Source organism: Streptomyces sp. NPDC039465, from assembly GCF_055639315.1.
Genome location: NZ_JBVKAP010000012.1, coordinates 26,965 through 52,787 on the forward strand (window position 1 = coordinate 26,965; position 25,823 = coordinate 52,787).

Below are 25,823 nucleotides of genomic sequence, written 5' to 3' on the forward strand. Positions count from 1 at the left end.
CGCTCGGGATCGCCCGTCCGGAGACCCGGCGGGCTCGGCGGTGCGGCAGGCGGACGGGAGTGTGGCCCCGTGGCGGATCAGGTGGTGGACCGGCCTGTGGCGGGTGCGGGACAGTTCTTCGGGCGACAGCGCGAGTTGAAGGCCCTGCGGGCCGACATCGAGCGCGCCGGCCTCGACACGCTCTCGGGCCGCAAGGCCCCCCGCGCCCGCGTCCTGCTGATCGCCGGACGGCCCGGTTCCGGACGGACCGCGCTCGCCGAGGAGCTCGTCGCCTCCCTCGCCGGGAACTACCCGGACGGGGTGCTGCGCGCCCGGCTGACCGAGCCCGGCGGGACCCCCGTCCCCACCGAGCGCACCGCCCGCGAGCTGCTCGAAGCCCTGGACATCGCCGGCCCGGCCGGCGCCGACGGCGACGAGCTCGCCGAGATGGTGCGCGAGGCGCTCGCCGTACGGTGCGTGCTGCTGCTCCTCGACGACGCCGTCGACGCCGCACAGGTCGACCCCCTCCTGCCGGAGAACCCCGACTGCCTGGTCGTCGCCGTCGCCCGGGGCCCGCTCACCGGCATCCCCGACGTACGGCCCTGCACCCTCGGCGGCCTCGACCCCAAGTCCGCGATCGAACTGCTCCAGAGCCACACCGGCTCCGTACGGATCACCGTCGACCCCCAGGCCGCCGAAACGCTCGCCGAGGTCTGCGGCGGCCAGCCCGCCGCCCTGGTCCTGGCCGGGGCCTGGCTCGGAGCCCGGCCCAAGGCGTCCGTCGCCGACCTCGCCAAGCGGCTGCGCGGCCAGTCCGGCGAACCGCTCGCCCGGGCCTTCCGCCTCGTCCACGACTCGCTGCCGCAGCCCTCGGCCAGGATCCTCCGCCTGCTCTCCCTCGCCCCGCTCGGCCTCGCCGACGCCCACACCGCCTCGGCGCTGGCCGGCTGCTCCGTCTCGGCCGCCCAGTCGGCCCTGGACGACTTCGCCGCCCTGGGGCTGCTGCGCACCGCGGAGAACGGTGAATACGAGGTGCCCGGCCACCTCGTCCCGCTGCTGCGGCAGCTGGTGGAAGAGCTGGAGCGGCCCGCCGAGGTGCAGCTCGCCCGGGCCCGGATGCTGGAGCGGACCGTACGGCTGCTCCAGTCGTGCCGGGCCGTCACCGAACCCGAAGGGTCACCCGCCCGGCGCCGGCTCGCCGGACTGCCCCGGGCCCTGCGCTTCGCCACCCCCCGGTCGGCCGACGAGTGGCTGGGGGCCCGCCGGCCCGTGCTGCTGGCCTGCGCGCGGCTCGCCGTCGCGGACGGCGAGCTGGACACCCTGGCCCGGCGGCTGGTCGCGGCGCTGGTACGGGCGCTCGCCGCGCACCGGGGCACCGAGGCCGCCGCGCCCGAGCTGTACGGGCTGCACCGCCTGGTGCTCGACGTCGCCGAGCGGCGCGGTCTCCACCGCGAGCGGGCCGCGGCCCTGCTGAATCTGGCCGATCTCGACGCCGGGACCGGCCGTACGCAGGACGCCCTCGCCCGTTACCGCGCGGCCCTGGACGCCGGCCGGGCCGCCGGCGACCCGTACGCGATCGGCAGGGCGATGGAATCCGTAGGCGGTTCCTACCAGGAACTGGGGGACTGGCTGCGCGCCGCCGACTGGTACGGCCGGGCCCTCGCCCACCGCCTGGCCCGGGACGAGCGCGCCGACCAGGCGCGGCTGTACGGACGCCTCGGCGCCGTGAACACCTACGCGGGCCGCTACGGCGAGGCCCTGCGTAACTGGCGCGCGGCCGCCTCCGCTCACCGCCGGCTCGCCGATCTCCCAGCCTACGCACGGGCGTTGAGCGAGGCGGCCCGGGTCCAGGAGTACGCGGGCCGGCCCGAGGAGTGCCTGCGCACCTGCGAGGAGGCGGTGGAGTGGGCGCGCCGGGCCGGGGACGTACGGCTCCAGGCGGCGCTGCAGCTCAGGCTGGCCGACACCCTCGACCGGCTCGGCGACCCGGCCGCGGCCCGTTTGCACCGGTCCGCGGCCGAAAGGCTCCTTGGAGGCGAGCCTTCCGCCTGCGAAATCCGTAGTGCTTCCGTCGAAGATTAATGCTTTGCAAGGCTAGACACGGGGAACTCCTTCATTAGACTGGGTGCGCCGCGTTCGATCGCGGTCTGCCCCGGTGTGCTCCGTTGCATCCGGGTATGTATCGCAGTGCACCCCGTTATCCCCCTGATTCAAGGACCGTGATCGACGATGAAGGTCGGCATCCCCCGCGAGGTCAAGAACAACGAGTTCCGCGTGGCCATCACCCCCGCCGGTGTCCACGAGCTCGTCCGCAACGGTCACCAGGTCTTCATCGAGCAGAACGCCGGTGTCGGCTCCTCGATCACGGACGACGAGTTCGTCTCCGCCGGTGCGCAGATCCTGCCCACCGCCGACGAGGTCTGGGCCACCGCCGACCTGCTGCTGAAGGTCAAGGAGCCCATCGCGGAGGAGTACCACCGCCTCCGCAAGGACCAGACCCTCTTCACCTACCTGCACCTCGCCGCGTCCCGCGAGTGCACGGACGCCCTGATCGAGTCCGGCACCACCGCCATCGCGTACGAGACCGTCGAGACCGCGAACCGCGCCCTGCCGCTGCTCGCCCCGATGTCCGAGGTCGCGGGCCGGCTGGCCCCGCAGGTCGGCGCCTACCACCTGATGCGCTCGGTCGGCGGCCGTGGCGTCCTCCCCGGCGGCGTGCCCGGCACCCACGCCGGCGAGTGCGTCGTCATCGGCGGCGGCGTCTCCGGCTGGAACGCCACCCAGATCGCCGTCGGCATGGGCTTCCACGTGACCCTGCTCGACCGTGACATCAACAAGCTGCGCGAGGCCGACCGGATCTTCGGCACCAAGGTGAAGACGATCGTCTCCAACGCCTTCGAGCTGGAGAAGGCCGTCGTCGAGGCCGACCTCGTCATCGGCGCCGTCCTCATCCCGGGCGCCAAGGCCCCGAAGCTGGTCACCAACGAGCTTGTCGCCAAGATGAAGCCCGGAAGTGTCCTTGTCGACATCGCGATCGACCAGGGCGGCTGCTTCGAGGACTCCCGTCCCACCACCCACGCCGAGCCGACGTTCACCGTCCACAACTCGGTCTTCTACTGCGTCGCCAACATGCCGGGCGCGGTGCCGAACACCTCCACCTACGCCCTCACCAACGCCACGCTGCCCTACATCGTGTCGCTGGCCAACAACGGCTGGGCCGAGGCGCTGCGCCGCGACGCCGCGCTCGCCAAGGGCCTCAACACCCATGACGGCAAGGTGATTTACAAGGAGGTCGCCGAGGCGCACGACCTCGACCACGTCGAGCTGAGCACCCTTCTCGGCTGACCTTCCGACGGGCGGCGTCAATGCCCGCCGTCAACGTCACGCATCCGGCCGGACCTTGTCGACCAAGGTCCGGCCGGATGTGTGTCGGGCCACTTTGCGAGCCTCGATCAACTCGCCTCGAACGTAACCCTTTAACCGTTTCGCACACCCCCGAAACGTGGCGATCCATGGCCGTGCACCCTTGACATCGGGGTGTTCCGTTGCCGACACATCGGGCCGGGTCCGGCGGATTGTGTTGCTGCGGAGCGGTGACACGCCATAGAGTCGCCAACCGTCGGCATGGTGCCACGCTGACGAATCGATAAGTTTCCTGGTCACGTCCAAGGAGGTAAGACGACTTGTGAATGAGTCGACAATTACTCCCGGGGGCGGGCAACCAGGAATGGCTGCGAGGGGCAACACGACCCACCAGCACCCGACGACAGCCCACACGATGAAGATGATGGACGGCCTACACGTGAACGCCACGGCCGGCAACGAGAGTGGCCGAGAGTCCACCCACTTCGCCGCCTATGACGAGGTGCCCGAGGGGCACTTCTACGACCCTGACGCCGAGTACGAGCCCGACCCCGAGTACGCGGCCACGCTCGCCCCCGACGCCGCCCGGCAGCGCCGCGAGCGGATCGGTCCGACCGGACGGCCGCTGCCGTACTTCCCGATCCCGGGCCCGCTGGCCGAGCACGGCCCCGCGAAGATCATCGCGATGTGCAACCAGAAGGGCGGCGTCGGCAAGACCACGTCGACCATCAACCTGGGCGCCGCGCTCGCGGAGTACGGACGCCGCGTCCTGCTCGTCGACTTCGACCCGCAGGGCGCCCTCTCCGTCGGCCTCGGCGTGAACCCGATGGAGCTCGACCTCACCGTCTACAACCTGCTCATGGAGCGGGGCATGTCGGCGGACGAGGTGCTGCTCAAGACGGCCGTTCCCAACATGGACCTGCTGCCCAGCAACATCGACCTCTCGGCCGCCGAGGTCCAGCTGGTCAGCGAGGTCGCGCGCGAGTCCACGCTCCAGCGCGCCCTCAAGCCGCTGCTGAACGACTACGACTACATCGTGATCGACTGTCAGCCCTCGCTCGGCCTGCTGACCGTGAACGCCCTGACGGCGGCTCACAAGGTGATCGTGCCGCTGGAATGCGAGTTCTTCGCGCTGCGCGGCGTCGCCCTGCTCACCGAGACGATCGAGAAGGTCCAGGAGCGACTCAACCCCGACCTGGAGCTCGACGGCATCCTCGCCACGATGTACGACTCGCGGACCGTGCACAGCCGCGAGGTCCTCGCCCGCGTGGTCGAGGCCTTCGACGATCACGTCTACCACACCGTGATCGGCCGGACCGTGCGCTTCCCGGAGACCACGGTTGCCGGTGAGCCGATCACCACGTACGCCTCGAACTCCGTCGGTGCCGCCGCCTACCGCCAGCTCGCCAGGGAGGTGCTCGCCCGGTGTCACGCCGAGTGAGTCTGCCCGGGGCCGACGAGCTGTTCCGTACGACCGGGGGGATGGCGCTGCAGGCCTCGTCCCCCCGGAGATCCGCCAACGGGGAACCACGGGTACCGCCGCCGGCGGGCGAGAGCGACTCGGAGGCCGCGGCGGCGTCCCCGGCCGCGCCCTCGGCCGCGTCGTCGGCGGAGGAGCACTCCTCCGCCGACGAGGAGGCCGCCGAGCCGCGCACCCGCACCCCGGAGCCCGCCCCCGCCGATCCACCGCGACGAGCCGCACAGGCATCCGGCGAACCGGTTCGCCGCCGGGGCCGCGCGGCGAACCGGCGGCCCAGCGGCCGCGAGCGCCACGACGAGAAGATCACGGTCTACGTCTCCGCCGAGGAGCTCATGGACCTCGAACACGCCCGTCTCGTCCTGCGCGGCGAGCACGGCCTCGCCGTCGACCGCGGCCGGATCGTCCGTGAGGCCGTCGCCGTGGTCCTGGCGGACCTGGAGTCCCGCGGCGACGCGAGCATCCTCGTACGGCGGCTGCGCGGGCGCTGACGGTAGCCTTGCGGGCTGCCGCGCCCCTGCTCCCGTCTGGACCGCCCTTGCCCCCGACCGACGACCCCGCCGCCCGTCCCGTACGCCGCCGTGCCCTGGGGCGGGGGCCGGGGACGGCCGCGCCGCCGGTACCGGTCGAGCCCGAGCCGGTGGAGTCTGAGCCGGTCGAGTCTGAGCCCGCGGCGCCCGTGGAGCCCGTGGCGGCGCTCCCTGCGGTCCCTGAGCTCCCTGAGGCCGCCGAGGTTCCCGAGGGGGCCGAGGTGCCTGAAGCACCCGAGGCTCTCGAAGCACCCGAGGCCGAAGCGCCCGAGGCACCCGAGGCCGGTGACGGGCGCTTCACCGTGCGGCTCGCCAACTTCGAGGGGCCCTTCGACCTCCTCCTCCAGCTGATCTCCAAACACAAGCTGGACGTCACCGAGGTCGCCCTCTCCAAGGTCACCGACGAGTTCATGGCCCACATCCGCGCCATGGGCCCCGACTGGGACCTCGACCAGACCACCGAGTTCCTCGTCGTCGCCGCCACCCTGCTCGACCTCAAGGCCGCCCGGCTCCTGCCCGCCGCCGAGGTGGAGGACGAGGCCGACCTCGCCCTTCTGGAGGCGCGCGACCTGCTCTTCGCCCGACTCCTTCAGTACCGCGCGTACAAGCGGATCGCCGAGATCTTCGAGGACCGGTGGGAGGCGGAGGGCCGGCGCCATCCCCGTACCGTCGGCCTGGAGCCGCACCACGCCGAGTTGCTCCCAGAGGTGGTCATCAGCATCGGCGCCGAGGGCTTCGCCAAGCTCGCCGTGAAGGCGATGCAGCCCCGGGCCAAGCCCCAGGTGTACGTCGACCACATCCACGCCCCCCTGGTCAGCGTCCAGGAGCAGGCCGCCCTGGTCGTCGCGCTGTTGCGGGAGCGGGGCGCGGTCAGCTTCCGCGAGATCACCGAGGGGGCCGACGACACGCTCACCGTCGTCGCCCGGTTCCTCGCGCTGCTGGAGCTCTACCGCGAGAAGGCCGTCGCCCTCGACCAGGAGGACGCCCTCGGCGACCTCACCGTCACCTGGACCGGGCACGGCGACGGGGACGTCACCGTGACCGACGAATTCGACCAGCCCGCACCCACCCAGGAGAAGGCATGACCGCGCTCAAGCCCGCCCTTGAGGCCGTCCTCATGGTCGTCGACGAGCCGGCCACCGAGGAGCACCTCGCCAAGGTCCTCGACACCCCCCGCCGGGAGGTCGCGGACGCGCTGCGCGAACTCGCCGACGAGTACACCGCCCAGGGCCGCGGCTTCGAACTGCGGCTGGTGGCCGGCGGCTGGCGTTTCTACACCCGCCCCGAGCACGCCGACGCCGTCGAGCGGTTCGTCCTCGACGGCCAGCAGGCCCGGCTCACCCAGGCGGCCCTTGAGACCCTCGCCGTCGTCGCGTACCGCCAGCCGGTCAGCCGTTCCCGGGTCTCCGCGGTGCGCGGGGTGAACTGCGACGGCGTCATGCGGACCCTCCTCCAGCGCGGTCTGGTCGAGGAGGCGGGCGCGGAACCCGAAACAGGTGCGATCCTGTACAGGACGACGAACTACTTTCTGGAGCGGATGGGCCTGCGCGGCCTGGACGAGCTCCCGGAGCTCGCGCCCTTCCTCCCCGAGGCGGACGCGATCGAGGCGGAGACGCTGGAAGGGGTCCCGTCGTTCGACCCGGACGCAGACGACAAGACGACGGAAGATTGATGCGAAGCAGCAGCGGCAGGAACAGCAGCGGAAACAACGGCGGGAGCCGTGGTGGCAACAGCGGCGGCCGCGGCGGAAGCAGTGGCGGCCGCGCCGGCGGCGGTGGCGGTTACCGGGGCTCCGGTGGCGGCGCCGGCCGCGACGACCGGCAGGGCCAGGGCGGCGGCCGGCCGCGCAACCCGCGCCCCGAGGAGCGCCGCTACGACGTCGGCGCCGGGTCCGAGGGCCCGAAGAAGGGCCGCGGCGCGGCGGCCCGCGGGGGCGCCAAGGGTGGCCCGAAGACGCCGCAGGGCGGCACCCCGCCCCGTCGCGGTCCGCACGGGCAGCGGCAGGCCCCGGCCCGCTCGCGCGAGCTCGACGCCAAGATCGAGCAGCGCAACCGCGACCGGTACGCGGACCGGCCCGAGGTGAAGACCCCGAAGACCTTCCCGGGCGCCGAGCAGGAGGGCGAGCGGCTGCAGAAGGTGCTGGCCCGCGCGGGGATGGGCTCGCGGCGCGCCTGCGAGGAGCTGATCGAGCAGGCCCGCGTCGAGGTCAACGGCGAGATCGTCCTGGAGCAGGGCAAGCGCGTCGACCCGGAGAAGGACGAGATCAAGGTGGACGGCCTGACCGTCGCCACCCAGTCGTATCTCTTCTTCGCCCTGAACAAGCCCGCCGGTGTCGTCTCCACCATGGAGGACCCGGACGGCCGCCAGTGCCTCGGCGACTACGTGACGAACCGCGAGACGCGGCTCTTCCACGTCGGCCGGCTGGACACCGAGACCGAGGGCATCATCCTGCTCACCAACCACGGCGAGCTGGCCCACCGCCTCACCCACCCGAAGTACGGCGTGAAGAAGACCTACCTGGCCGCCATCAAGGGCCCGCTGCCGCGCGAGGTCGGCAAGCGGCTCAAGGAGGGCATCCAGCTGGAGGACGGCTACGCCCGCGCCGACCACTTCCGGGTCGTCGAGCAGACCGGCAAGAACTACCTGGTCGAGGTGCAGCTGCACGAGGGCCGCAAGCACATCGTGCGCCGCCTGCTGGCCGAGGCGGGCTTCCCGGTCGAGAAGCTCGTCCGGACCGCCTTCGGTCCGATCGCGCTGGGCGACCAGAAGTCGGGCTGGCTGCGCCGTCTGACCAACACCGAGGTCGGCATGCTGATGAAGGAAGTCGGCCTGTAGGCCCCTCGCCCCACCCTTGTGCGGAAAGCCCGCGGCCACCAGCCGCGGGCTTTTCGGCTTGTCGGACCGCGCCCCCTGCTTTATAGTCAGAATGACTCTAAAGAATGCGCTCGGAGGGTGAGGAGGTGCGGACATGACGCGCTACGGACACGGGCTGGTCCCCGGCAGGTTCTGCCCCCCGCACGCCGGCCACCACCACCTGGTCCGCACCGCCGAGGACCGCTGCCGGCGGCTGACCGTGCTCGTACGGGCCGGCGCCGACGATCCCCTGCCGCACGGCGACCGGGTCGAGTGGATGCGCGAGATCCACCCCCGCGTCCAGGTCGCCGGCCGTCTCGACGACATCGCGGGGCCCGTCGACGCCGTCTTCGGCGCCGACGCCGGCCCGGGCGCCTACGCCGACGCGCTCGCCCGGCGCCTGGGCGCGCGGAGCGTGTGCGTCGACCCCGGCCACACCGTCTTCCCGGTCTCGGCCGCCGCCGTCCGCAAGGACCCCGTCGCCTGCTGGGACTACCTGGAGCCGCCCGTACGGGCCGCCCTCGCCCGGCGGGTCGTCGTCCTCGGCGCGGAGTCCTCCGGCGCCACCACGATGGCCAGGGCGCTCGCCGAGCACTACCGGCGGCGCGGCGGCGTCTGGAGCACGACGCGGTACGTACCCGAGTACCGCCCCGCCTCCGGAGCGGCCCTCACCGGCGAGGACTTCCCGCTGATCGCGCTGCGCCGCGGCGAGCGCGAGGAGGCGGCCGCCCGGACCGGATCGCCCGTCCTCTTCTGCGACGGCGACGCCTTCGCCGCCACCATCTGGCACGAGCGGTACGTGGGCTCCGCCAGCGCCGAGACCGCGCGGATCGCGGCCCGCGGCAGGCACCATCTGTGGCTGCTCACCGACCACCGGGACGTGCCCCTCGCCCACGAGGACCCCCTGCGGGCCTGGACCACCGCGCGCCTGCGCACCCAGCTCGCCCACACCGGGCGCCGGACCGTCCTGCTGACCGGACCGCACGAGGTGCGGATGGGGAAGGCCGTCGCCGCCGTGGACGCCCTGCTCGCCGAGGCCCCGCACCTCACGCCCGTACCGGAGGCCCGATGACCACGCCTGCCGCCGGGCGGCCCGAGGGCTACGACCCGTACGCCTTCGAGCCCTTCGCCGTCACCGTCGACCTCGCCGTCTTCACCGTCCGCGAGGAACAGCTGCACGTCCTGCTCGTCGAACGCGGCCAGGAGCCCTTCCGGGGGGCCTGGGCGCTGCCTGGTGGCTTCGTCCTGCCCCAGGAGTCCGCCGAACAGGCCGCCCGGCGTGAACTGGCCGAGGAGACCGGGCTCCTGCCGCGGACCGTGGCCGGTCTCCACCTGGAACAGCTGCGTACGTACAGCGACCCGGACCGCGACCCCAGGATGCGGGTGGTCTCCGTCGCGTACACCGCGCTCGTGCCCGATCTGCCCGAACCGCGCGGCGGCGGAGACGCGGCACGCGCGCGGTGGACGCCCTACGGCACCGACGGGCCGCTCGCCTTCGACCACGAGCGGATCCTCGCCGACGCCCACGAGCGTGTCGGCGCCAAGCTCGAATACACCTGTCTCGCCACCGCCTTCTGCCCGCCCGAGTTCACCCTCGGCGAGCTGCGGCAGGTGTACGAGACCGTCTGGGGCGTCGCGCTCGACCGCCCCAACTTCCGGCGCAAGGTCCTCACCACACCCGGCTTCGTCGAGGCCGTGGAAGGACCGCCGCGCCGCACCGGCGGACGGGGGAAACCGGCCGCTCTCTACCGGGCGGGCGCGGCGAGCGCGCTGCACCCGCCACTTCTGCGACCGGAAGGACGTACCTCGTGATCGCCGCACGGACCATCACCAAGCAGGCCGCGACGGGGGCGCTCGTCGGACTGGCCCTCGGGGACGCGCTTGGCTTCCCCACCGAGTTCAACGACGTGCCCTCCATCCTCGCCAAGTGCGGGCCCTGGCGGGAGATGAGCCTGCCCACGCCGGCGATCGTCACGGACGACACCCAGATGACGCTCGCCCTCGCGCGCGGCATACGGACCGCGATGGACCGGGGCGTGCTGGCCCCGCTGCGGCTGACCCGGCCCGTGCGGGAGGAGTTCGTCGACTGGTACCACTCGCCGGAGAACAACCGGGCGCCCGGCCGCACGTGCATGGTCGCCTGCGCGGCGCTCGACAGCGACCGGCCCTGGCAGCAGGCCAGCCAGATCGGCTCGAAGGGCTGCGGCGCCAACATGCGGGTCGCGCCGATCGGCCTGGTCCCGGGCCTGAGCGCGGAACAGCGCGCGGGCGCGGCCCAGCTCCAGTCGGCACTCACCCACGGCCACCCCACGGCGCTGGCCGCCTCCGACCTGACCGCCCGTGCCGTCCACCTCCTGGCCCAGGGCGCGGAACCGCTCGGCCTCGTCGGCCAGCTGCGCTCGTACGCCTACGAGAACCGCTCGCGCTACCACCACACGTGGCTCGGCGACCTGTGGACGTACTCCCAGGACGCGAGCCCCGCCGCCTTCATCGAACGCGGCTGGGACGAATGCCTGGCAGCCCTGGAGGTCCTCGCCTCCGCCCTGCGCACGGCGAGCCCCGAGGTCGACCCGTGCCTCTACACCGGCGACGGCTGGATCGCCGAGGAGGCCCTCACCACCGGCCTGCTCTGCTTCCTCCTCTTCCCCGAATCCCCCCTCACGGCCCTGCGCCGCGCGGCCTGCACGAAGGGCGACTCGGACTCCATCGCCTGCCTGACGGGCGCGTTCGCGGGGGCGCACCTGGGGGCGGGCGCGTGGCCGAAGGAATGGGCGGAAAGGATCGAGTACCGCAGCGAGCTGCTGACGCTGGGGGCGCTCTGGGACGCTTGATCCATGACGAACCCCCTCGCCCCGACCGGAACGGCGTGGAGATGGATCTCGTCACGCACGATCTCCGCAAGTTCGTCCGGCTGATGCTGCGGCGCAACGGCTACGCCCTGCACGCCGCCCTGGACGTGTCGCAGGAGGAATCGCCGCTACCCGATGCCCCCACCGCGTACGACGCCCTGCACGACTTCGTCGTCCGCGCGCGACTTCAGGGCTGACGCGCGGCGGGTGCGCAGGAGGAAGGCTTCGACGCGGGGGTGGTCCGGGGTGGAGGGGAGCGGGGTGGTCAGGGCCGCGCGGTCCGCTTCGGCGGAGAGGCGGGTCATCCAGGAGTCGACCTCCGGCCAGGAGACCTCGCCGCGCTTGACCGCGAGCAGGCGGGCGCGCTCCGGGCCGACGTCCAGGGTCAGGCGGCCCGTGCGCAGCAGGTCGCGGCAGCTCGTCAGCAGGCGCAGCAGGTGCATCGCGTGCTTCCAGCGGGGCGCTCCGTATTGGCGGATGTCCGCGTCGAGCTTCTTGCGCTGGCCCACCGCGTAGCGGACGAAGGTCTGGTGGACCTGGCGGGAGAGGAACGCCTCCCGCAGGGAGAGCAGTTCACTGCCCGTGTCGTCGATGTGTTCGACGACGGGGGAGTGGAGGCACTCCAGGATGTTCGGGTTGGCCCGAAGCGCGAGTTCGCAGAAGCGTTCCAGTTCCCAGCTGAACTGCTCCTCCGCAGGACCGTCCACATGCGTCGGCGGCTTGTCGAAGCGCCAGAAGAGCGGGGTCGGGGCGAGGAACACCCCCCGGCGGTCGGTGTCGCTGCCCTCGGTCGCCAGACCGAAGGCACGCGACCCCATGACACAGGAGTAGATCGTGTGGTCGCGCACCAGCTCTTCCGGGGTCATGCGCGCCAGGCTACGCGAGGCTGATGTCGTCCCCCGAGACGGTGATCTCCTCCTCCGGCAGCGGCCGCCGCGCCGGTCCGCCGGCCACCGAGCCGTCCGTGATGCTGAACCGGGAGGCATGGCAGGGGCAGTTGATGGTGCCGTCAGCCACCTTGTTGACCGTGCACCCCTGATGCGTGCAGATCGCCGAGAAGGCCTTGAACTGGCCCGCCTCGGGCTGCGTCACCACCACCTTCTGCTCCTTGAAGACCGTCCCTCCGCCGACCGGGATCTCGGACGTCTTCGCGAGCGTCTGCCCGGGGGACGCGGACACGGTCTCCGACGGGGCGGGTACGTCGGCGGTGGCCGGCGCGGACGTCGGGGTGTCCGGCTGCGGGGCGGTCTCCGGGGACTCGTCGGCGCAGCCGGTCGCCAGCACGGCGACGGAGCCCGCACCGGCCAGCAGCACGGTACGACGGGGCGTGGCATCAGTACTCATGTCGCCCAGCTTGCTGGGCCCGCCCCTCCCGCGCCCCGCAAACACGCCTACGACCAGGGCGCCAGCTCCCTCGCACGGCCGTCCGCGTCCCGGCGGACCTCCAGCACGGCGCTCACGGCCGCCCGCTCGATCGCCCCGTACACATGCGGGAACAGCTGCTCCGCCGAGCCCTCCCAGCGGACCTCGCCGCTCAGCCGCTCCTCGTCGAGGACCAGCACCAGCAGCGGGCCCGGCACATCCCGGTAGTGGGCATCGGCGATCGCCAGCGCCGCGGACTCGTCCGGCGAACAGTGCACGAAGCCCTCGGAGGCCAGCGACGCGGGGGCGTACGGGTCGCCCGGATCCGCGGTCCATTCGTCCTGGGGCACGACATGAAACAGCATGCCGACAGTTGTAGCGCACACCCGGGAGGTGGTCGCCGCGGCGGTGTGTCCGAGGGGCTGACTAGGCTGGAGACGGCAGCACTCGCACAGGTGAAGGAGCACGACGTGGCGGTACGAGCGGTCCGGGGAGCCGTCCAGCTGGAGCGGGACGACGCCGTACACATGCATGAGCAGGTCGAAGAGCTGCTGACCGCCGTACTGGAGCGCAACGGCCTCACCGCGGACGACCTGATCAGCGTCTGGTTCACGGCCACCCCCGATCTGCACAGCGACTTCCCCGCCGCGGCGGCGCGCAAGCTGGGCATCGTGGACGTGCCCCTCATCTGCGCCCAGGAGCTCGACATCGAGGGTGCCATGCCCCGGGTCGTCCGCCTCCTCGCGCACATCGAGTCCGACCTGCCCAAGTCCCGCATCGCGCACGTCTACCTCGGCGCCGCGGCGGCCCTGCGCAAGGACATCGCCCAGTGAGGACCGCCGTCGTCATCGGGACGGGCCTCATCGGCACGTCCGCCGCCCTCGCCCTGGCCGGCCGGGGCGTCACGGTCCACCTCACCGACCACGACCCGGCCCGGGCCAGGACCGCGGCGGCGCTGGGCGCCGGCACGGACGAGCCGCCCGAGGGCCCGGTGGACCTCGCGATCGTCGCCGTACCGCCGGCGCATGTCGCCACCACCCTCGCCGAGGCGATGCGCGGCGGCATCGCCCGCGGCTACCTCGACGTCGCCAGCGTCAAGGGCGGCCCCAAGCGGGAGCTGGAACAGCTGGGCCTCGACCTCACCGCGTACATCGGTACGCACCCCATGTCCGGCAAGGAGCGCTCCGGCCCCCTCGCGGCCACCGCCGACCTCTTCGAGGGCCGGCCGTGGGTGCTCACCCCCACCCGCGACACCGACACCGAGGTCCTGAACCTCGCCCTGGAGCTGGTCGCGCTCTGCCGCGCCGTGCCCGTCGTCATGGACGCCGACGCCCACGACCGGGCCGTCGCCCTCGTCTCGCACACCCCGCAGCTGATCTCCTCGATGGTCGCGGCCCGGCTGGAGGAGGCCGACGAGACGGCCGTACGGCTGTGCGGGCAGGGGATCCGGGACGTGACCCGGATCGCCGCGTCCGACCCCCGGATGTGGATCGAGATCCTCTCCGCCAACCCTGGTCCCGTGGCCGACGTCCTCGCCGGGGTGGCGGCGGACCTCGACGAGACGGTCCAGGCGCTGCGGGCGCTCCAGTCCTCCGACGAGGACAAGCGCCGCGGCGGCGCGACGGGCGTCGAGGACGTCCTGCGCCGCGGCAACGCGGGCCGCGCCCGCGTCCCCGGCAAGCACGGCGCGGCGCCGACGGCCTACGAGACCGTCGCGGTCCTGATCAGCGACCAGCCCGGCGAACTGGCCCGCATCTTCGCGGACGCGGGCCGGGCGGGCGTCAACATCGAGGACGTCCGCATCGAACACGCGACGGGCCAGCAGGCGGGCCTGGTCCAGCTCATGGTCGAGCCCTCGGCGGCCCCCGCCCTGAACACGGCCCTCCGGGAACGCGGCTGGGCCCTGCGGACGGGGTGAGCGGATTCCGCGACGGGGGGCTGGGGCTAGGCCCCGTACCCCCGAATGCGCCGGACGGAGCTGTCGGGTCCCGCGCCTGCGGGGGACGCCAAGCCCGATTTCCCCCTGACGGGACCGAGGCCGCGCCCCAACCCCCGGCTGCGGCGGGGAGCGGCGGGGGAGTGCGGAAGCCCCGCCCGCGCCCGTACGGTTCCAGGCGCGGGCCGCGCCGCGGAACCCCGGCCCCGGGCGGGCCCCTCGGCCCCCACCCGCGGGGGCATGGCGGCTCCGAGACGGTTGATCCGGGTCGGAACGCCGGACCGGGCCGGGCCCGCCACCCACGCGGCGACCCGGCCCCGCGGGGGCGGCCCCGCCGCCCGCAAGGCCACGGCAGCTTGCGCGCCGCGTGATTCGGCCCCGGGGCCCGGACCGGGCTGGGCCCCGCCACCCCACGCCGGGCGGCCCGCGTAACCCCGCCCTGACGGACGCCCACGCGCCCCCCTCGGCCGCCCGCCCAAGGGCCACGCGCGGGGGGCCGCCGGGAATCGGTAACCTTGGGGCGGGGCCCTCGGCAGTCCGCCGGGCCCTCGTCGTGCATCAGGAAGGTGTCCTCCACCGTGGAATCCGTGATCGTCGCCATCGACGGCCCCTCCGGCACGGGCAAGTCGAGCACCTCCAAGGCGGTCGCCGCCAAGCTGGGGCTCAGCTATCTGGACACCGGGGCGCAGTACCGTGCGATCACCTGGTGGATGATCAGCAACGGCATCGACGTGCAGGACGCCGTCGCCGTCGCCGATGCCGCCGGCAAGCCCGTCATCGTCTCCGGGACGGACCCCGCCCGCCCCACGATCACCGTCGACGGTGTTGACGCCGCCGGTCCGATCCGTACCGAAGAGGTCACCTCCAAGGTCAGCGCGGTCAGCGCGGTCCCCGAGGTGCGCGAGCGGATCACCGAGCTGCAGCGGTCCATCGCCGCCGACGCCCCGCTCGGCATCGTCGTCGAAGGCCGGGACATCGGCACGACCGTCCTGCCCGACGCCGACCTCAAGATCTTCCTGACCGCTTCCCCGGAGGCCCGCGCCGCCCGCCGCTCCGGTGAGCTCAAGGGCGCCGACGTGGCCACCACCCAGCAGGCCCTGATCAAGCGGGACGCGGCCGACTCCAGCCGTAAGACCTCCCCGCTCGCCAAGGCCGACGACGCCGTCGAGGTGGACACCACCGAGCTCACCCTGGAGCAGGTCATCGAGTGCGTCGTCACCCTCGTCGAGGAGAAGCGGGCCTCGGCGTGACCAACCCCTCCCAGCCGGCTGCGCGGGGCGCCGCCGTCGGCCGGTCCATCGGCATCGGCCTGATGTACGGGCTGTGGAAGCCGCGCGTGCTGGGCGCCTGGCGCGTCCCGGCCACCGGCCCGGTGATCATGGCCGTCAACCACGCGCACAATATCGACGGCCCCATGCTCATGGGCACCGCGCCCCGCCCGGTCCACTTCCTGATCAAGCAGGAGGCCTTCATCGGGCCTCTCGGGCCGTTCCTGGAGGGGATCGGCCAGCTGAAGGTGGACCGTACGAGCACGGACCGCACCGCCGTCACCCGGGCGCTCGGCGTCCTCGCCGACGGCGGCGTCCTCGGGATCTTCCCCGAGGGCACCCGCGGCGAGGGCGACTTCGCCGCCATCCGCGGCGGGCTCGCCTACTTCGCCGTCCGCAGCGGCGCCCCGATCGTCCCGGTCGCCGTGCTGGGAAGCTCCGAGCGCCGCGGACGGTTGATACCGGCGCTGCCTCCGCTGCGCAGCCGCGTCGACGTCGTCTTCGGCGACCCTTTCGAGGCGGGCGACGGCTCCGGCCGCCGGACCCGTAAGGCGCTGGACGACGCCACCGTACGGATCCAGCAGCGGCTCACCGGCCACCTGGAAAACGCCAGGCGCCTCACCGGGCGCTAGGCGAGACTTGAGTAGTGAACCTCCCGGCCCACCCGGGCCCCGAGGGTCACCGACCACGATGAATGAACGAGGAACGGACTTCATGAACGACCAGCACGACCACGGGGCACTTGGCGACGCCGAGTACGCGGAGTTCATGGAGCTCGCCGCCGAAGAGGGCTTCGACATCGAAGAGGTCGAGGGCGCGATCGAGGAGGCCGGGCACGGCCCGCTCCCCGTCCTCGCCGTCGTCGGCCGCCCGAATGTCGGCAAGTCGACCCTGGTGAACCGCATCATCGGCCGCCGCGAGGCCGTCGTCGAGGACAAGCCGGGCGTCACCCGCGACCGCGTCACCTACGAGGCCGAGTGGGCCGGCCGCCGCTTCAAGGTCGTCGACACCGGCGGCTGGGAGCAGGACGTTCTCGGCATCGACGCCTCCGTCGCCGCCCAGGCCGAGTACGCCATCGAGGCCGCCGACGCCGTCGTCTTCGTGGTGGACGCCACCGTCGGCGCCACCGACACCGACGAGGCCGTCGTCAAGCTGCTGCGCCGCGCCGGCAAGCCCGTCGTGCTCTGCGCCAACAAGGTCGACGGCCCCTCCGGCGAGGCCGACGCGGCCGCGCTGTGGTCGCTGGGTCTGGGCGAGCCGATGCCCGTCTCCGCCCTGCACGGCCGCGGCACCGGCGACATGCTCGACGAGGTCCTCAAGGCGCTGCCCGAGGCCCCCGCCCAGACCTTCGGCGCCGGTGGCGTCGGCGGCCCGCGCCGGATCGCCCTCATCGGCCGCCCGAACGTCGGCAAGTCCTCCCTGCTCAACAAGGTGGCCCGGGAGGAGCGTGTGGTCGTCAACGAGCTGGCCGGCACCACCCGCGACCCGGTCGACGAGCTGATCGAACTCGGCGGCGTCACCTGGAAGTTCGTCGACACCGCCGGTATCCGCAAGCGCGTCCACCTCCAGCAGGGCGCCGACTACTACGCCTCGCTGCGCACGGCCGCCGCCGTCGAGAAGGCCGAGGTCGCGGTCGTCCTGATCGACGCCAGCGAGTCGATCAGCGTCCAGGACCAGCGCATCCTCACCATGGCCGTGGAGGCGGGCCGCGCTCTCGTCATCGCGTACAACAAGTGGGACACCCTCGACGAGGAGCGCCGCTACTACCTGGAGCGCGAGATCGAGACCGAGATGCGGCAGGTCTCCTGGGCCCCGCGGGTCAATGTCTCCGCGCTGACCGGCCGCCACATGGAGAAGCTCGTCCCGGCGATCGAGACCGCCCTGGCGGGCTGGGAGACCCGGGTCCCCACCGGCAGGCTGAACGCCTTCCTCGGCGAGCTCGTCGCCGCCCACCCGCACCCGATCCGCGGCGGCAAGCAGCCCCGCATCCTCTTCGGTACGCAGGCGGGCACGAAGCCGCCCCGGTTCGTCCTCTTCGCCTCCGGCTTCCTGGAGCACGGCTACCGCCGCTTCGTCGAGCGCCGGCTGCGTGAGGAGTTCGGCTTCGAGGGCACCCCGATCCACATCTCGGTGCGGGTGCGCGAGAAGCGCGGCCGCAAGAGCTGAGGCATGTGCTGTTGTACGGCTGAGGGCCGGGGCGATCGCCCCGGCCCTCAGCCGTCGTACGAGGAGGTTCACAACCCCCGGCGCGGGGCCGGCGGCAGCGCCGCCGGGGCGTGGGGAGGCGAGTACGGTCGCCACCGGCCGACGTACGGCGTGTACGAGGACGACGATGACGACCCGGACGAGTACCCGTACCCGGCCCGGGATCCGAAGCCCTGGAACCCCAGGTCCTCCTCACCGCTGCGGTCTCCCGGCAGGGCCCGGAAGGCCCGGCGGTACTCCGAGTACAGCGCGTCGTAGATCGGCGTCGCCGACTGGCCCGCGCCGGCCGACGTGTCGTGCGCCGGGCGCATCGAGGGGATCGGGGACGGGTGGGGCTGGCGGGTGGGGTCGTATGCGTGCACGTAGGTGCCAACGACCCCGCCGTCCGTCGGATGCGGGCGGGTCTCGGAAAGAGGAGCCCGCCGCGGGCGCGGAACGGCGGGTACCCCCCGGAAATACGCCGGTCCTATACCCGGACGGGCATCGTCCATCAGGTGCCGGCCAGCGGCATCGCGGCCGCCACCAGACGGCCGTTGGCCGCGGCCTTCTCCAGGGCGTCCCGCAGCAGGTCCTCACGCGGCTGCTGGCCGATGAACCCGGCCGGGGCTGCGTACACCAGCACCGTGTGCGACTTGTTCGCCGCGGCCCGCCAGCCGTCGGTCACCTGGAGCGGCTGGTGCGCCTGCCACCAGGCGACCTGCCCGCTGCCGCCCGTACCGGGCTGGAGCACGGAGTGCAGCTGGCCCATGGCCACCAGTACCGACCAGCCGGGCAGCGTCGACGGGACGCTCTCCAGGTCGCTCGTGGCCCGGAAGCCCTGCTCGATCAGGAGCTCCAGGAACTCGTCGGTGGTACCGGCCGAGCCGGGGCGCACGACCGGCGCGGTCGGCTCCACCACCAGCGCCGGGTGCAGCTCGCCCTGGATCAGCACGAGACCGCTGGTGATCCCGAGCACGGCCTGCTCGGGCGAGCCCGGCACGATCGGCGGGACCGTGATGGGGGAGGGGGCGGGAGCGGCGCCACCGGTGATCGACTGGACGGCGCCCTGCAGCTGGGCCTCCTCGACCTGCACGACCTGCGAGGGGATGCAGCTGGCGTGGGCGAACGCCAGCACGGCGGTCTCCTCGCCGACGAACAGCACCGTGCTGGTGCGCTCCTGCTCGGAGTCGCCCGGGGTGCGGCAGGAGGTGCAGTCGTAGCTGCCCGGGGCGTTCTCGCCGGCGAGCAGCCGTTCGGCCTCTTCATCGCCGATCTCGGCGCGTACGTCCTCGCTGACGTCGAGCATGCGCGGCACGGGTGGCTCCTCGGAAATCCGTACGTGCGAGGCGGGCGGATCCCGGCTCGTCTCATGAAGCGTTCAACGGGGGAGTCAGGTCCGGGGTCACGCGTGGGGAGCAACGGAATCGGCCGCACCGGGGCGCGGCGGACCGCCGACCGGGTGGGCCGGGGGCGCCGCCAGGCGCGGCGCGCCGCCCCGTCCGGGCGGCCGCGCCTAGCGTGACCCGATGTCAAAGATCAGATGGTGTACGGCGGGCGTCCTGACCGCCGCGCTGCTCGCGCTCGTCCCCGCGCCGGCTTCCGCCCTGGCCCCTGACGTCCCCCAAGCCGCCCCCGCGCCGGCTCCCGCCCTGGCCCCTGACGTCCCCCGACGCGCCGCCCCCGCGTGCGCCACCGACCAGTGGCCCTGGGGCTGCGTCGCCGCCTGCGAGAGCAGCGGCCGCTGGAACCTCAACACCGGCAACGGCTTCTACGGCGGCCTGCAGTTCTGGCAGCCGACCTGGGAGGACCACGGCGGGCTGCGCTACGCCCGGCGCGCCGACCTCGCCACCCGGCAGCAGCAGATCAAGGTCGCCGAGGAGGTGCTGCGCACCCAGGGCTGGGAGGCGTGGCCGACCTGCTCCAAGCGGTACGGGCTCAGCGGCCGGGTGCACACCGTCCAGCCGGGGGACACGCTCACCTCGATCGCCCGCCGCTTCAAGATCAAGGGCGGCTGGCCGGCGCTCTACGCCACGAACAAGACGCTGATCGGCGCGGACCCGAACCGGCTGAAGGTCGGCATGATGCTGACTGTCGGGAAGCCCCTGGCGCGCGCTCCCCGCTGACTACGGGGAAGCCCCTGGCGCACGCTCCGCACTCTCCCCGCTCTCTCCGCTGAACGCGACGCGGCCGCGCCGCAGTTCATGCACGAGGCTCCCGGCCGGCAGCCCGGCCGGGAGCCGCTGCTCCGCCACGACGACCGCCGCGTCGAGTGAGGCGAGCAGGGCGTACGTACGGGCGGCGACGGCCGGCGCCATGCCCAGGCACGGCTCGTCGACGAGGACGACCCGCGCCGGGGCGAGAGCGGCCCGTGCGAGGGCGAGCATCCGCCGCTCGCCGCCCGAGAGCGTGCCCGCGCGTCTGGCCAGCAGCGGGCGCAGCTCCGGGTAGACGCCGAGGGCGGAGTCGTACGTCCCCTTCGGGGACGCCAGTTCGAGATTCTCGGCGACGGTGAGTCCGGCGTAGACGGCCCGCAGGTCCGGTACGAAGCACAGGCCGCGGCGCGCCCGGTCGTGGGCGCGGAGCCCGGTCACGTCCCGCCCCCGCCACAGGACCCGCCCCGCCGAGAGGGGGACGGTCCCGGCGAGGGCCCGCAGGGCGGTGGTGCGTCCAGCGCCGTTGCGGCCGAGCAGGACGGTGAGGGTGCCGGCCGGGACGGGCAGGTCGATGCCGTGCAGGGCCTCCAGGGGGCCGTAGCGCACCCGGGCTGCCCGCAGCTCCATCTCGACGCTCATGACACGATCCGCCCCGCCTCCATCACGTGGACGGCGTCGGCGATCCCCGCGACGAGGTCGGGGTCGTGCTCGACGACGAGCACGGCGAGCCCGTCCGCGGCGAGCGCCCGCAGCACCCGGGCGAGCGCGGCGGTCTCGGCGGCGTCCAGACCGGCGGCCGGTTCGTCGAGGAGCAGGGTGTGCGGCCGTCCGGCGAGCGCGCGGGCAAGCTCGACGCGGCGCAGGGTTCCGGTGGACAGCGCGGCGGCTTGGCGGTGCCGTACGGACCCGTCCAGGGCGAGCAGCCGCAGGGCCTGCTCGACGGCCTCCGGGTCGCGCACGCGCCCCTGCTCGGCCCCTACGCGGACGTTCTCCTCGACGGTCAGCGACGGGAACACGGCGAGCTGCTGGAACGTCCGGGCGACGCCGAGCCGGGTCCGCGCGTATGCGGGCCGGGCGGTGACGTCGGCGCCGTCGAGCACGACCCGGCCCACGTCGGGGCGGAGGGTCCCGGCCAGACAGTGGAAGAGGGTGCTCTTCCCGGCCCCGTTGGGCCCCACCAGCGCGGTCACCCGCCCCTGGACCACGTCGAGCCCCACCCCGTCGAGCGCGGTGACCCCCGCGTACCGCACCACAAGCCCCTCGGCCCACAGCCGCGCCGCCGGTGCGCCACGCGCGTGTGCGCCGGCCGCCGGGCGGGGGGCGACGTGCCCGGCGGTGCCTTCTTCGCGGCCGTGGCTCGGCCGCGGCCGGCGCAGCCGGGCCAGGATCCCGGTGGCCGGAGGGCCTTCCGCCGTCGTCGGACGGCGGAAGGGCCGCAGGTCGCCCAGGGGTTTGCGCAGGTTCGTCGGCCTGCCCGCGCCGCCCGGGGCGCCACGCGCGCGTGCGTCGGCCGCTGGGCCCGGGGTGGCGTCACCGGCCTCACGACGGTGACCGGGCCACGGTGGGCGTAGCCGTGCCGGGAACGCGGTGCGTGTCACCCTTCCGCGGCCCGCGGTCGTCGCCGGACGGCGGCCGAGCCGGCCTGGCGCCGGCCAGCGCCGGCGTTGCCGCAGGGCCGGTGATCCGCCCCCGCCGCCCGGGAGGGCTGCCGAGAGGTGGGACAGGAGGGAGGTCAGTGGGGGGACCCGGCCCGTCAGGGCCGCGAGGAGGCCGATCGTGGCCGCTGCCACGCCGCCGCGGGTGCCCGCGTCGAGGCCCACCAGGAGGGCGGCGGCGGCCAGGGGGGACAGGAGGCTGTCCGCGCCGAGGACCACGATCGCGGCGAACCAGAGCAGGCCGCGCACCGGGTCGTACGCCTCCGGGTCGAAGGCGCGCAGGCCCATGCCCAGCAGGCCGCCGCCCAGGGCCGCCAGCGCCGCGCCGGTCACGAATGCCAGCAGCTTCAGGGACGGCACGGGCACCCCGGCCGCCGCCGCGCCGGCCTCGTGGTCCCGCAGGGCCGCCAGGGCCCTGCCCGTACGGCCCCGGCGTAGCGCGGCGACCCCGGCCAGGGCGCAGGCCAGCAGGAGGAGCTCCACGAGGTAGTACACGCGGTCGTCGTCCAGGCCCGCCGGGCGGCCGAGCTCCAGGCCGGCCGTGGCGTAGGGCTGGGCGAAGACGAACCGGCTGACCGCGACACCCACCGCCAGCGTCGCCAGGGCGAGCGCCAGACCGCGCCGGCCGATCGCCGGCCAGCCGGTCAGCAGCCCCAGCGGGGCCACCAGCACCACCGCCACCAGCAGCGCCACCAGCTCCGGCAGCTGCGGCAGCCCCGGGAAGCGGCCCGCCGCGAGGAGGGCCGTGAAGAGCGCGCCCAGGCCCGCGTAGGCGGCCTGGCCGAGCGAGATCTGTCCGCCCCGGCCGGTCACCACCACCAGCGACAGCAGGATCAGCGCCAGCGCCGGGACCTGGACGGACGTGTGCAGGTCCGCGCCCGCGAAACCGAGCGGCAGCAGGAAGAGGACCCCGGTCACCAGCCACAGGCCAGGCGGGACCCGCACCCCCGCCGTGGCCGCGCGCGGCAGCGCGTCGCGCGTGCCCACCCCCGGCAGGGCAAGCGCCGCGACCAGCAGGGCGACCACGAACAGGTTCGCGCCGACTGCCTGGACCAGCGGGCCCGCCCACCCCGAGGGGTGCAGCCGGGTCATCTGGGCCTGCGCGACCCCGATGGCCAGCGCGCTCGCCACGGCGACGGGCAGGCTCCGCATCCGGGCCACCACGGCGACCGCGATCACCTCGACGACGAGCAGCGGCAGCCCGTACGGGTCCAGTCGTACGTACGGGGCGAGCAGCACCCCCGTCAGACCGGCCGTGAACGAGCCGAACGCCCACCCGGCCGCCGCGACCCGGTCCGCGTCGATCCCGCCGAGCGCGGCCAGCTCCCGGTTGTCGACGACCGCCCGCAACTCCCGCCCCAGGCGCGTCCAGCGGGTCGCCGCCCCCACGGCCGCCGCGATCAGCAGGGCGGCCGTGAGCTGGAGCCAGGGGTCGTCCGAGAGCAGTACGGGCGCGTCCGCCCGCGCCCCGCCGCCCCACACCAGCGCCGCCCCGCCGACCAGCAGGACGAACACACCGATCGAGGCGACCAGCGTGCGCGCCGGATCGGAGCCGAGGACCGACAGCGGCCGGAAGACTGCCCTCTCCAGGGCGAGTCCGATGCCGGGTGCCACGACGAGCAGCGTCAGACACGCGGCCAGAGGCAGCGGCCAGCCCCACTCGACCACGCACTGGCGCAGGACGTACGCGCTGACCATCGCGATGGCGCCGTGCGCCAGGTTCAGCGCCCCGGTCGCTCGGTAGGTGACGATCAGTCCGATTCCGGTGAGGGCGGCCGCGCTGCCGATCGCGAGGCCGGCGAGGGTGAGTTCGTACGTCAGCGACGCCACGGCTCACACACCGGGCAGGGCGCCAGCTCCGCGTCGCCGACCGGCACCGCCTCCGGTTTGCCCACCACGAGCGGGCAGTCGGGGCGGTGGGCCAGGGTGCCGCCGGGGACGCGCAGCGGCGGCTCGTCGGACGACGGCGGCGACCCGCCGGCCGCCTCGGGCCCGGACAGCTCGGAGGGCTCGGCGGACTCGGCGGGCTCATGGCCGGCCCGCGGCGCGGATCCTGCCCGTACCGCCGCGGCCCACAGCACCGCCCCGGCCACCAGCAGCGCGCCCCCCGGCACCGTGCAGGACGCCAGGTAGGGGATCTGCCGTTCGGCGAACCGTTCCCCCGACACGCCGTACCACCCCACCGCGCACAGCACGGCCCCGGCGACGGCCGCGACGAGACCGCCCCACCACAGCAGCCGCGTTGCCGGCATGGTGCGCCCCTTCCGTGCCCGGCCGGTCCGCCGGCCGTCTTTTGCGCTATCTCCGGAACGGCCCGACCCTGGAAGCATCAGGCCGCATGGCCTGCTCGGACACCCGGTGGTGAGCCAGATGGGCCTCAGCAGACGCGACGGACACCCGCGCAGACGTACCGCGGCACTTGCGGCGGCCGCGGTTCTCGTCGTCACACCGGCCGCCGTGGCCTGCGGCGACAACGGCGGCGGTGGGGAGACGAACCAGAGCCCGACCGTGACGCAGCCCGTCGCACCGCCCACCGACGGCCGGCCGGCGGGCCCGGCCGATCCGGCCCTGGCCCGGGCGGAGATCGAGAAGAACTGGGCGACCTTCTTCGACCCGAAGGCCTCGACGGACGAGAAGGTCAAGGTGCTCGAGAACGGCGAGCGGATGCGGCCGGTCCTGATGGCGTTCGCCGCCGACCCCAACGCCGCGCAGTCCTCCGCGAAGGTCACCGACGTCACCTTCACCTCGGCCACCGAGGCGAACGTGACGTACGACCTGCTGGTCGGCGGAAACCCCGCCCTGTCGGACTCCAAGGGCACCGCGGTCCTCCAGGACGACACCTGGAAGGTGTCCGTGAAGACGCTCTGCGGCCTGGTCAAGCTCAGCGGCAATGCGGCCGTTCCGGGCTGCTGAAGTCCTGCTCCTGGCGGTGCTGCTGTGCGGCTCCGCCGCGTGCGGCAGCCGCCTGCCGGAGAGCGACTTCCCCGGACGGCGGCCCGAGCGGTCCAGCGCACCCGGCGCGGAGCCGATCCGGATCGGCGTGATCTCCAGCGCCACCAGCCCGGTCGGCGGCGCCGCCTTCACCGGCCCCGGCGACGGCGCCCGCGCCTACTTCGACGCCCTCAACGCGCGCGGCGGCCTCGACGGCCGCCGGGTCGAGGTCGTCACCTGCGACGACGGCGGCAGCGGCGTCGGCAACAACGAATGCGTCCACCGCCTCGTCGACGAGGAGAAGGTCTTCGCGCTCGTCGCCACCACCGCCCTCGACTACGCGGGCGCCCCGCGGGTCGCCGAGGCCGGCGTCCCCGACGTCGGCGGCCAGCCCATCGGCCCCGCCTACGACACCTATCCGCATCTGTACTCGATCTACGGCAGCATCGCCCCGCGCACCGGCAAGGCCCCCGGCTGGGGCGGGACGCTCTACGGCGGCACCGAGGTCTACCGCTTCTTCAAGCACGCCCAAGGCGCCCGTACGGCCGGTGTCGTCGCCTACAACCAGGCCTCGTCCGCCGCCTACGCCCGCCTCGTCACCGAAGGGCTGAAGGCGGAGGGCTACCGCGTCGTGTCCGAGCAGGTCGACTTCGCGCTCCCCAACTTCCGCGCGGTCGCCGCCGACCTGCGCGAGCAGGGCGCCGACCTCGTCTTCGACGCCCTGGACAGCCATGGCAACGCCCGGCTCTGCGAGGCCATGGACGCGGTCGGCCTGCGGGTCACGGCCAAGGTGACCAATGTGCAGAACTGGTCGTCGGCCGTGCCGGAGGAGTTCGCCAACGCAAGCGTGTGCCGCAACACCCTCTGGGTCACCGGCGCCAGCCGCAACTACGAGGACACCGGCCATCCGGCGGTCAAGGCGTTCCGTGACGCCATGCGAGGCAAGGAGGTGTCCCAATGGCAGCTGGAGGGCTGGGCCGCCGCCATGTGGTTCACCGACGCGGCCCGCTCATGCGGGGACGCCCTCACACGCGCGTGCGTCGAGCGGTACCTGAACCGGCCCGAGCCGTACACCGCCGACGGGCTGCTGCTGCCCGTCCGCTTCGAGCGGCTCGCCGAGCCGCCGAAGGAGCGCCACACCTGCCTGTCGGTGGCCCGCTGGCAGGACGGCCGCGGCTGGGTCACCCAGGGCGGCGACATGAACGACAACTGCGCCACCGTGCCCCAGCTGGCCTACCGGCCCTGAGAGGTGTCATGGCGGCAAAGTACAGTCCACCCTTGAC

27 protein-coding genes are annotated in these 25,823 nt (G+C 73.7%); 19 read left to right on the forward strand and 8 right to left on the reverse strand.

Annotated features, from left to right (window positions below):
- The first annotated feature begins 69 nt into the window (after positions 1-69).
- The 11 genes from ACZ7LT_RS30180 to ACZ7LT_RS30230 all read left to right on the forward strand — a co-directional run bounded on the left by ACZ7LT_RS30180 (position 70) and on the right by ACZ7LT_RS30230 (position 11,248).
- On the forward strand, positions 70-2,061 hold the full coding sequence (locus ACZ7LT_RS30180; protein WP_471239285.1) for a tetratricopeptide repeat protein: 1,992 nt from the start codon (positions 70-72) through the stop codon (positions 2,059-2,061).
- 147 nt (positions 2,062-2,208) lie between these two features.
- Positions 2,209-3,324: an alanine dehydrogenase gene (gene ald, locus ACZ7LT_RS30185; protein ID WP_471239286.1), complete on the forward strand. Its 1,116-nt coding sequence runs from the start codon at positions 2,209-2,211 to the stop codon at positions 3,322-3,324.
- Positions 3,325-3,706: 382 nt separating this feature from the next.
- Positions 3,707-4,783, forward strand: coding sequence for a ParA family protein (locus ACZ7LT_RS30190; RefSeq protein WP_471239287.1), 1,077 nt, complete (start codon positions 3,707-3,709; stop codon positions 4,781-4,783).
- Entirely contained in the window at positions 4,768-5,310 is a 543-nt protein-coding gene (locus ACZ7LT_RS30195) for a hypothetical protein (protein ID WP_471239288.1), read from the forward strand. Before ACZ7LT_RS30190 ends, ACZ7LT_RS30195 begins: the two co-directional genes overlap by 16 nt.
- Positions 5,311-5,357: 47 nt before the next feature.
- Positions 5,358-6,434, forward strand: a complete 1,077-nt coding sequence (locus tag ACZ7LT_RS30200; protein WP_471239289.1) for a segregation and condensation protein A — start codon at positions 5,358-5,360, stop codon at positions 6,432-6,434.
- A complete protein-coding gene (gene scpB / locus ACZ7LT_RS30205) occupies positions 6,431-7,021 on the forward strand; it encodes an SMC-Scp complex subunit ScpB (RefSeq protein WP_471239290.1) in 591 nt (196 codons plus the stop codon). Before ACZ7LT_RS30200 ends, scpB begins: the two co-directional genes overlap by 4 nt.
- Entirely contained in the window at positions 7,021-8,184 is a 1,164-nt protein-coding gene (locus ACZ7LT_RS30210) for a pseudouridine synthase (RefSeq protein WP_471239291.1), read from the forward strand. Before scpB ends, ACZ7LT_RS30210 begins: the two co-directional genes overlap by 1 nt.
- 133 nt (positions 8,185-8,317) lie before the next feature.
- Positions 8,318-9,274 carry an AAA family ATPase gene (locus ACZ7LT_RS30215; protein WP_471239292.1) on the forward strand — a complete coding sequence of 319 codons (957 nt, stop codon included), beginning with the start codon at positions 8,318-8,320 and terminating at the stop codon, positions 9,272-9,274.
- The gene (locus tag ACZ7LT_RS30220) at positions 9,271-10,014 is read left to right on the forward strand and encodes an NUDIX hydrolase (RefSeq protein ID WP_471239293.1); all 744 of its coding nucleotides are present in this window, start codon (positions 9,271-9,273) and stop codon (positions 10,012-10,014) included. Before ACZ7LT_RS30215 ends, ACZ7LT_RS30220 begins: the two co-directional genes overlap by 4 nt.
- A complete protein-coding gene (locus ACZ7LT_RS30225; RefSeq protein ID WP_471239294.1) occupies positions 10,011-11,033 on the forward strand; it encodes an ADP-ribosylglycohydrolase family protein in 1,023 nt (340 codons plus the stop codon). The genes ACZ7LT_RS30220 and ACZ7LT_RS30225 overlap by 4 nt, the downstream gene beginning before the upstream one ends.
- Positions 11,034-11,074: 41 nt before the next feature.
- Positions 11,075-11,248, forward strand: a complete 174-nt coding sequence (locus ACZ7LT_RS30230; protein WP_471239295.1) for a hypothetical protein — start codon at positions 11,075-11,077, stop codon at positions 11,246-11,248.
- Here ACZ7LT_RS30230 and ACZ7LT_RS30235 read toward each other — a convergent pair.
- The 3 genes from ACZ7LT_RS30235 to ACZ7LT_RS30245 are packed head-to-tail and all read right to left on the reverse strand — an operon-like array spanning position 11,180 to position 12,778.
- Positions 11,180-11,917, reverse strand: coding sequence for a nucleotidyltransferase domain-containing protein (locus ACZ7LT_RS30235; protein ID WP_471239296.1), 738 nt, complete (start codon positions 11,915-11,917; stop codon positions 11,180-11,182). The two genes, ACZ7LT_RS30230 and ACZ7LT_RS30235, sit on opposite strands and share 69 nt — an antisense overlap.
- A 10-nt stretch (positions 11,918-11,927) precedes the next feature.
- Entirely contained in the window at positions 11,928-12,395 is a 468-nt protein-coding gene (locus ACZ7LT_RS30240; RefSeq protein ID WP_471239297.1) for a Rieske (2Fe-2S) protein, read from the reverse strand.
- A 47-nt stretch (positions 12,396-12,442) separates the two neighbouring features.
- Positions 12,443-12,778 (reverse strand): DUF952 domain-containing protein, encoded by a 336-nt coding sequence (locus tag ACZ7LT_RS30245; protein WP_471239298.1) that lies wholly within the window; start codon positions 12,776-12,778, stop codon positions 12,443-12,445.
- 105 nt (positions 12,779-12,883) lie between these two features.
- Between ACZ7LT_RS30245 and aroH the strand changes: the two genes are divergently transcribed.
- From aroH to der, 5 genes are all read left to right on the forward strand, one after another.
- The gene (gene aroH, locus ACZ7LT_RS30250) at positions 12,884-13,246 is read left to right on the forward strand and encodes a chorismate mutase (protein ID WP_471239299.1); all 363 of its coding nucleotides are present in this window, start codon (positions 12,884-12,886) and stop codon (positions 13,244-13,246) included.
- On the forward strand, positions 13,243-14,331 hold the full coding sequence (locus ACZ7LT_RS30255; protein ID WP_471239300.1) for a prephenate dehydrogenase: 1,089 nt from the start codon (positions 13,243-13,245) through the stop codon (positions 14,329-14,331). The genes aroH and ACZ7LT_RS30255 overlap by 4 nt, the downstream gene beginning before the upstream one ends.
- Positions 14,332-14,915: 584 nt before the next feature.
- Positions 14,916-15,599 carry a (d)CMP kinase gene (gene cmk, locus ACZ7LT_RS30260; RefSeq protein WP_471239301.1) on the forward strand — a complete coding sequence of 228 codons (684 nt, stop codon included), beginning with the start codon at positions 14,916-14,918 and terminating at the stop codon, positions 15,597-15,599.
- Positions 15,557-16,249: a lysophospholipid acyltransferase family protein gene (locus tag ACZ7LT_RS30265; protein WP_471239302.1), complete on the forward strand. Its 693-nt coding sequence runs from the start codon at positions 15,557-15,559 to the stop codon at positions 16,247-16,249. Before cmk ends, ACZ7LT_RS30265 begins: the two co-directional genes overlap by 43 nt.
- An 82-nt stretch (positions 16,250-16,331) precedes the next feature.
- A complete protein-coding gene (gene der / locus ACZ7LT_RS30270) occupies positions 16,332-17,783 on the forward strand; it encodes a ribosome biogenesis GTPase Der (protein ID WP_471239303.1) in 1,452 nt (483 codons plus the stop codon).
- Positions 17,784-17,851: 68 nt separating this feature from the next.
- Here the strand turns inward: der and ACZ7LT_RS30275 are convergent, their stop codons facing one another.
- The gene (locus ACZ7LT_RS30275) at positions 17,852-18,133 is read right to left on the reverse strand and encodes a hypothetical protein (RefSeq protein WP_471239304.1); all 282 of its coding nucleotides are present in this window, start codon (positions 18,131-18,133) and stop codon (positions 17,852-17,854) included.
- Between the two features lie 179 nt (positions 18,134-18,312).
- Entirely contained in the window at positions 18,313-19,116 is an 804-nt protein-coding gene (locus ACZ7LT_RS30280; RefSeq protein WP_471239305.1) for a hypothetical protein, read from the reverse strand.
- Between the two features lie 211 nt (positions 19,117-19,327).
- Between ACZ7LT_RS30280 and ACZ7LT_RS30285 the strand changes: the two genes are divergently transcribed.
- The gene (locus tag ACZ7LT_RS30285; protein ID WP_471239306.1) at positions 19,328-19,924 is read left to right on the forward strand and encodes a LysM peptidoglycan-binding domain-containing protein; all 597 of its coding nucleotides are present in this window, start codon (positions 19,328-19,330) and stop codon (positions 19,922-19,924) included.
- On the opposite strand, the gene ACZ7LT_RS30290 is transcribed toward ACZ7LT_RS30285, so the two are convergent.
- The 3 genes from ACZ7LT_RS30290 to ACZ7LT_RS30300 are packed head-to-tail and all read right to left on the reverse strand — an operon-like array spanning position 19,925 to position 23,861.
- The gene (locus tag ACZ7LT_RS30290) at positions 19,925-20,593 is read right to left on the reverse strand and encodes an ATP-binding cassette domain-containing protein (RefSeq protein ID WP_471239307.1); all 669 of its coding nucleotides are present in this window, start codon (positions 20,591-20,593) and stop codon (positions 19,925-19,927) included.
- Positions 20,590-23,439 (reverse strand): ABC transporter permease subunit, encoded by a 2,850-nt coding sequence (locus ACZ7LT_RS30295; RefSeq protein WP_471239308.1) that lies wholly within the window; start codon positions 23,437-23,439, stop codon positions 20,590-20,592. Before ACZ7LT_RS30295 ends, ACZ7LT_RS30290 begins: the two co-directional genes overlap by 4 nt.
- Positions 23,427-23,861 (reverse strand): hypothetical protein, encoded by a 435-nt coding sequence (locus tag ACZ7LT_RS30300; protein WP_471239309.1) that lies wholly within the window; start codon positions 23,859-23,861, stop codon positions 23,427-23,429. Before ACZ7LT_RS30300 ends, ACZ7LT_RS30295 begins: the two co-directional genes overlap by 13 nt.
- Before the next feature lie 118 nt (positions 23,862-23,979).
- Between ACZ7LT_RS30300 and ACZ7LT_RS30305 the strand changes: the two genes are divergently transcribed.
- Positions 23,980-24,522, forward strand: a complete 543-nt coding sequence (locus tag ACZ7LT_RS30305; RefSeq protein ID WP_471239310.1) for an MTB12 C-terminal domain-containing protein — start codon at positions 23,980-23,982, stop codon at positions 24,520-24,522.
- The gene (locus ACZ7LT_RS30310; protein ID WP_471239311.1) at positions 24,500-25,786 is read left to right on the forward strand and encodes an ABC transporter substrate-binding protein; all 1,287 of its coding nucleotides are present in this window, start codon (positions 24,500-24,502) and stop codon (positions 25,784-25,786) included. The genes ACZ7LT_RS30305 and ACZ7LT_RS30310 overlap by 23 nt, the downstream gene beginning before the upstream one ends.
- The last annotated feature ends 37 nt before the right edge of the window (positions 25,787-25,823 follow it).

Bases quoted from the DNA above. Each gene is read 5' to 3' on its own strand.
- ACZ7LT_RS30275 (WP_471239304.1), bottom strand. From the start codon at position 18,133: ATGCGCCCGGCGCACGACACGTCGGCCGGCGCGGGCCAGTCGGCGACG.
- ACZ7LT_RS30215 (WP_471239292.1), top strand. From the start codon at position 8,318: ATGACGCGCTACGGACACGGGCTGGTCCCCGGCAGGTTCTGCCCCCCG.
- ACZ7LT_RS30285 (WP_471239306.1), top strand. From the start codon at position 19,328: ATGTCAAAGATCAGATGGTGTACGGCGGGCGTCCTGACCGCCGCGCTG.
- der (WP_471239303.1), top strand. From the start codon at position 16,332: ATGAACGACCAGCACGACCACGGGGCACTTGGCGACGCCGAGTACGCG.
- ACZ7LT_RS30240 (WP_471239297.1), bottom strand. From the start codon at position 12,395: ATGAGTACTGATGCCACGCCCCGTCGTACCGTGCTGCTGGCCGGTGCG.
- ACZ7LT_RS30310 (WP_471239311.1), top strand. From the start codon at position 24,500: ATGCGGCCGTTCCGGGCTGCTGAAGTCCTGCTCCTGGCGGTGCTGCTG.
- ACZ7LT_RS30300 (WP_471239309.1), bottom strand. From the start codon at position 23,861: ATGCCGGCAACGCGGCTGCTGTGGTGGGGCGGTCTCGTCGCGGCCGTC.
- ACZ7LT_RS30235 (WP_471239296.1), bottom strand. From the start codon at position 11,917: ATGACCCCGGAAGAGCTGGTGCGCGACCACACGATCTACTCCTGTGTC.
- ald (WP_471239286.1), top strand. From the start codon at position 2,209: ATGAAGGTCGGCATCCCCCGCGAGGTCAAGAACAACGAGTTCCGCGTG.
- ACZ7LT_RS30230 (WP_471239295.1), top strand. From the start codon at position 11,075: ATGGATCTCGTCACGCACGATCTCCGCAAGTTCGTCCGGCTGATGCTG.
- ACZ7LT_RS30220 (WP_471239293.1), top strand. From the start codon at position 9,271: ATGACCACGCCTGCCGCCGGGCGGCCCGAGGGCTACGACCCGTACGCC.
- scpB (WP_471239290.1), top strand. From the start codon at position 6,431: ATGACCGCGCTCAAGCCCGCCCTTGAGGCCGTCCTCATGGTCGTCGAC.
- ACZ7LT_RS30245 (WP_471239298.1), bottom strand. From the start codon at position 12,778: ATGCTGTTTCATGTCGTGCCCCAGGACGAATGGACCGCGGATCCGGGC.
- ACZ7LT_RS30305 (WP_471239310.1), top strand. From the start codon at position 23,980: ATGGGCCTCAGCAGACGCGACGGACACCCGCGCAGACGTACCGCGGCA.
- ACZ7LT_RS30190 (WP_471239287.1), top strand. From the start codon at position 3,707: ATGGCTGCGAGGGGCAACACGACCCACCAGCACCCGACGACAGCCCAC.
- ACZ7LT_RS30210 (WP_471239291.1), top strand. From the start codon at position 7,021: ATGCGAAGCAGCAGCGGCAGGAACAGCAGCGGAAACAACGGCGGGAGC.
- ACZ7LT_RS30290 (WP_471239307.1), bottom strand. From the start codon at position 20,593: ATGAGCGTCGAGATGGAGCTGCGGGCAGCCCGGGTGCGCTACGGCCCC.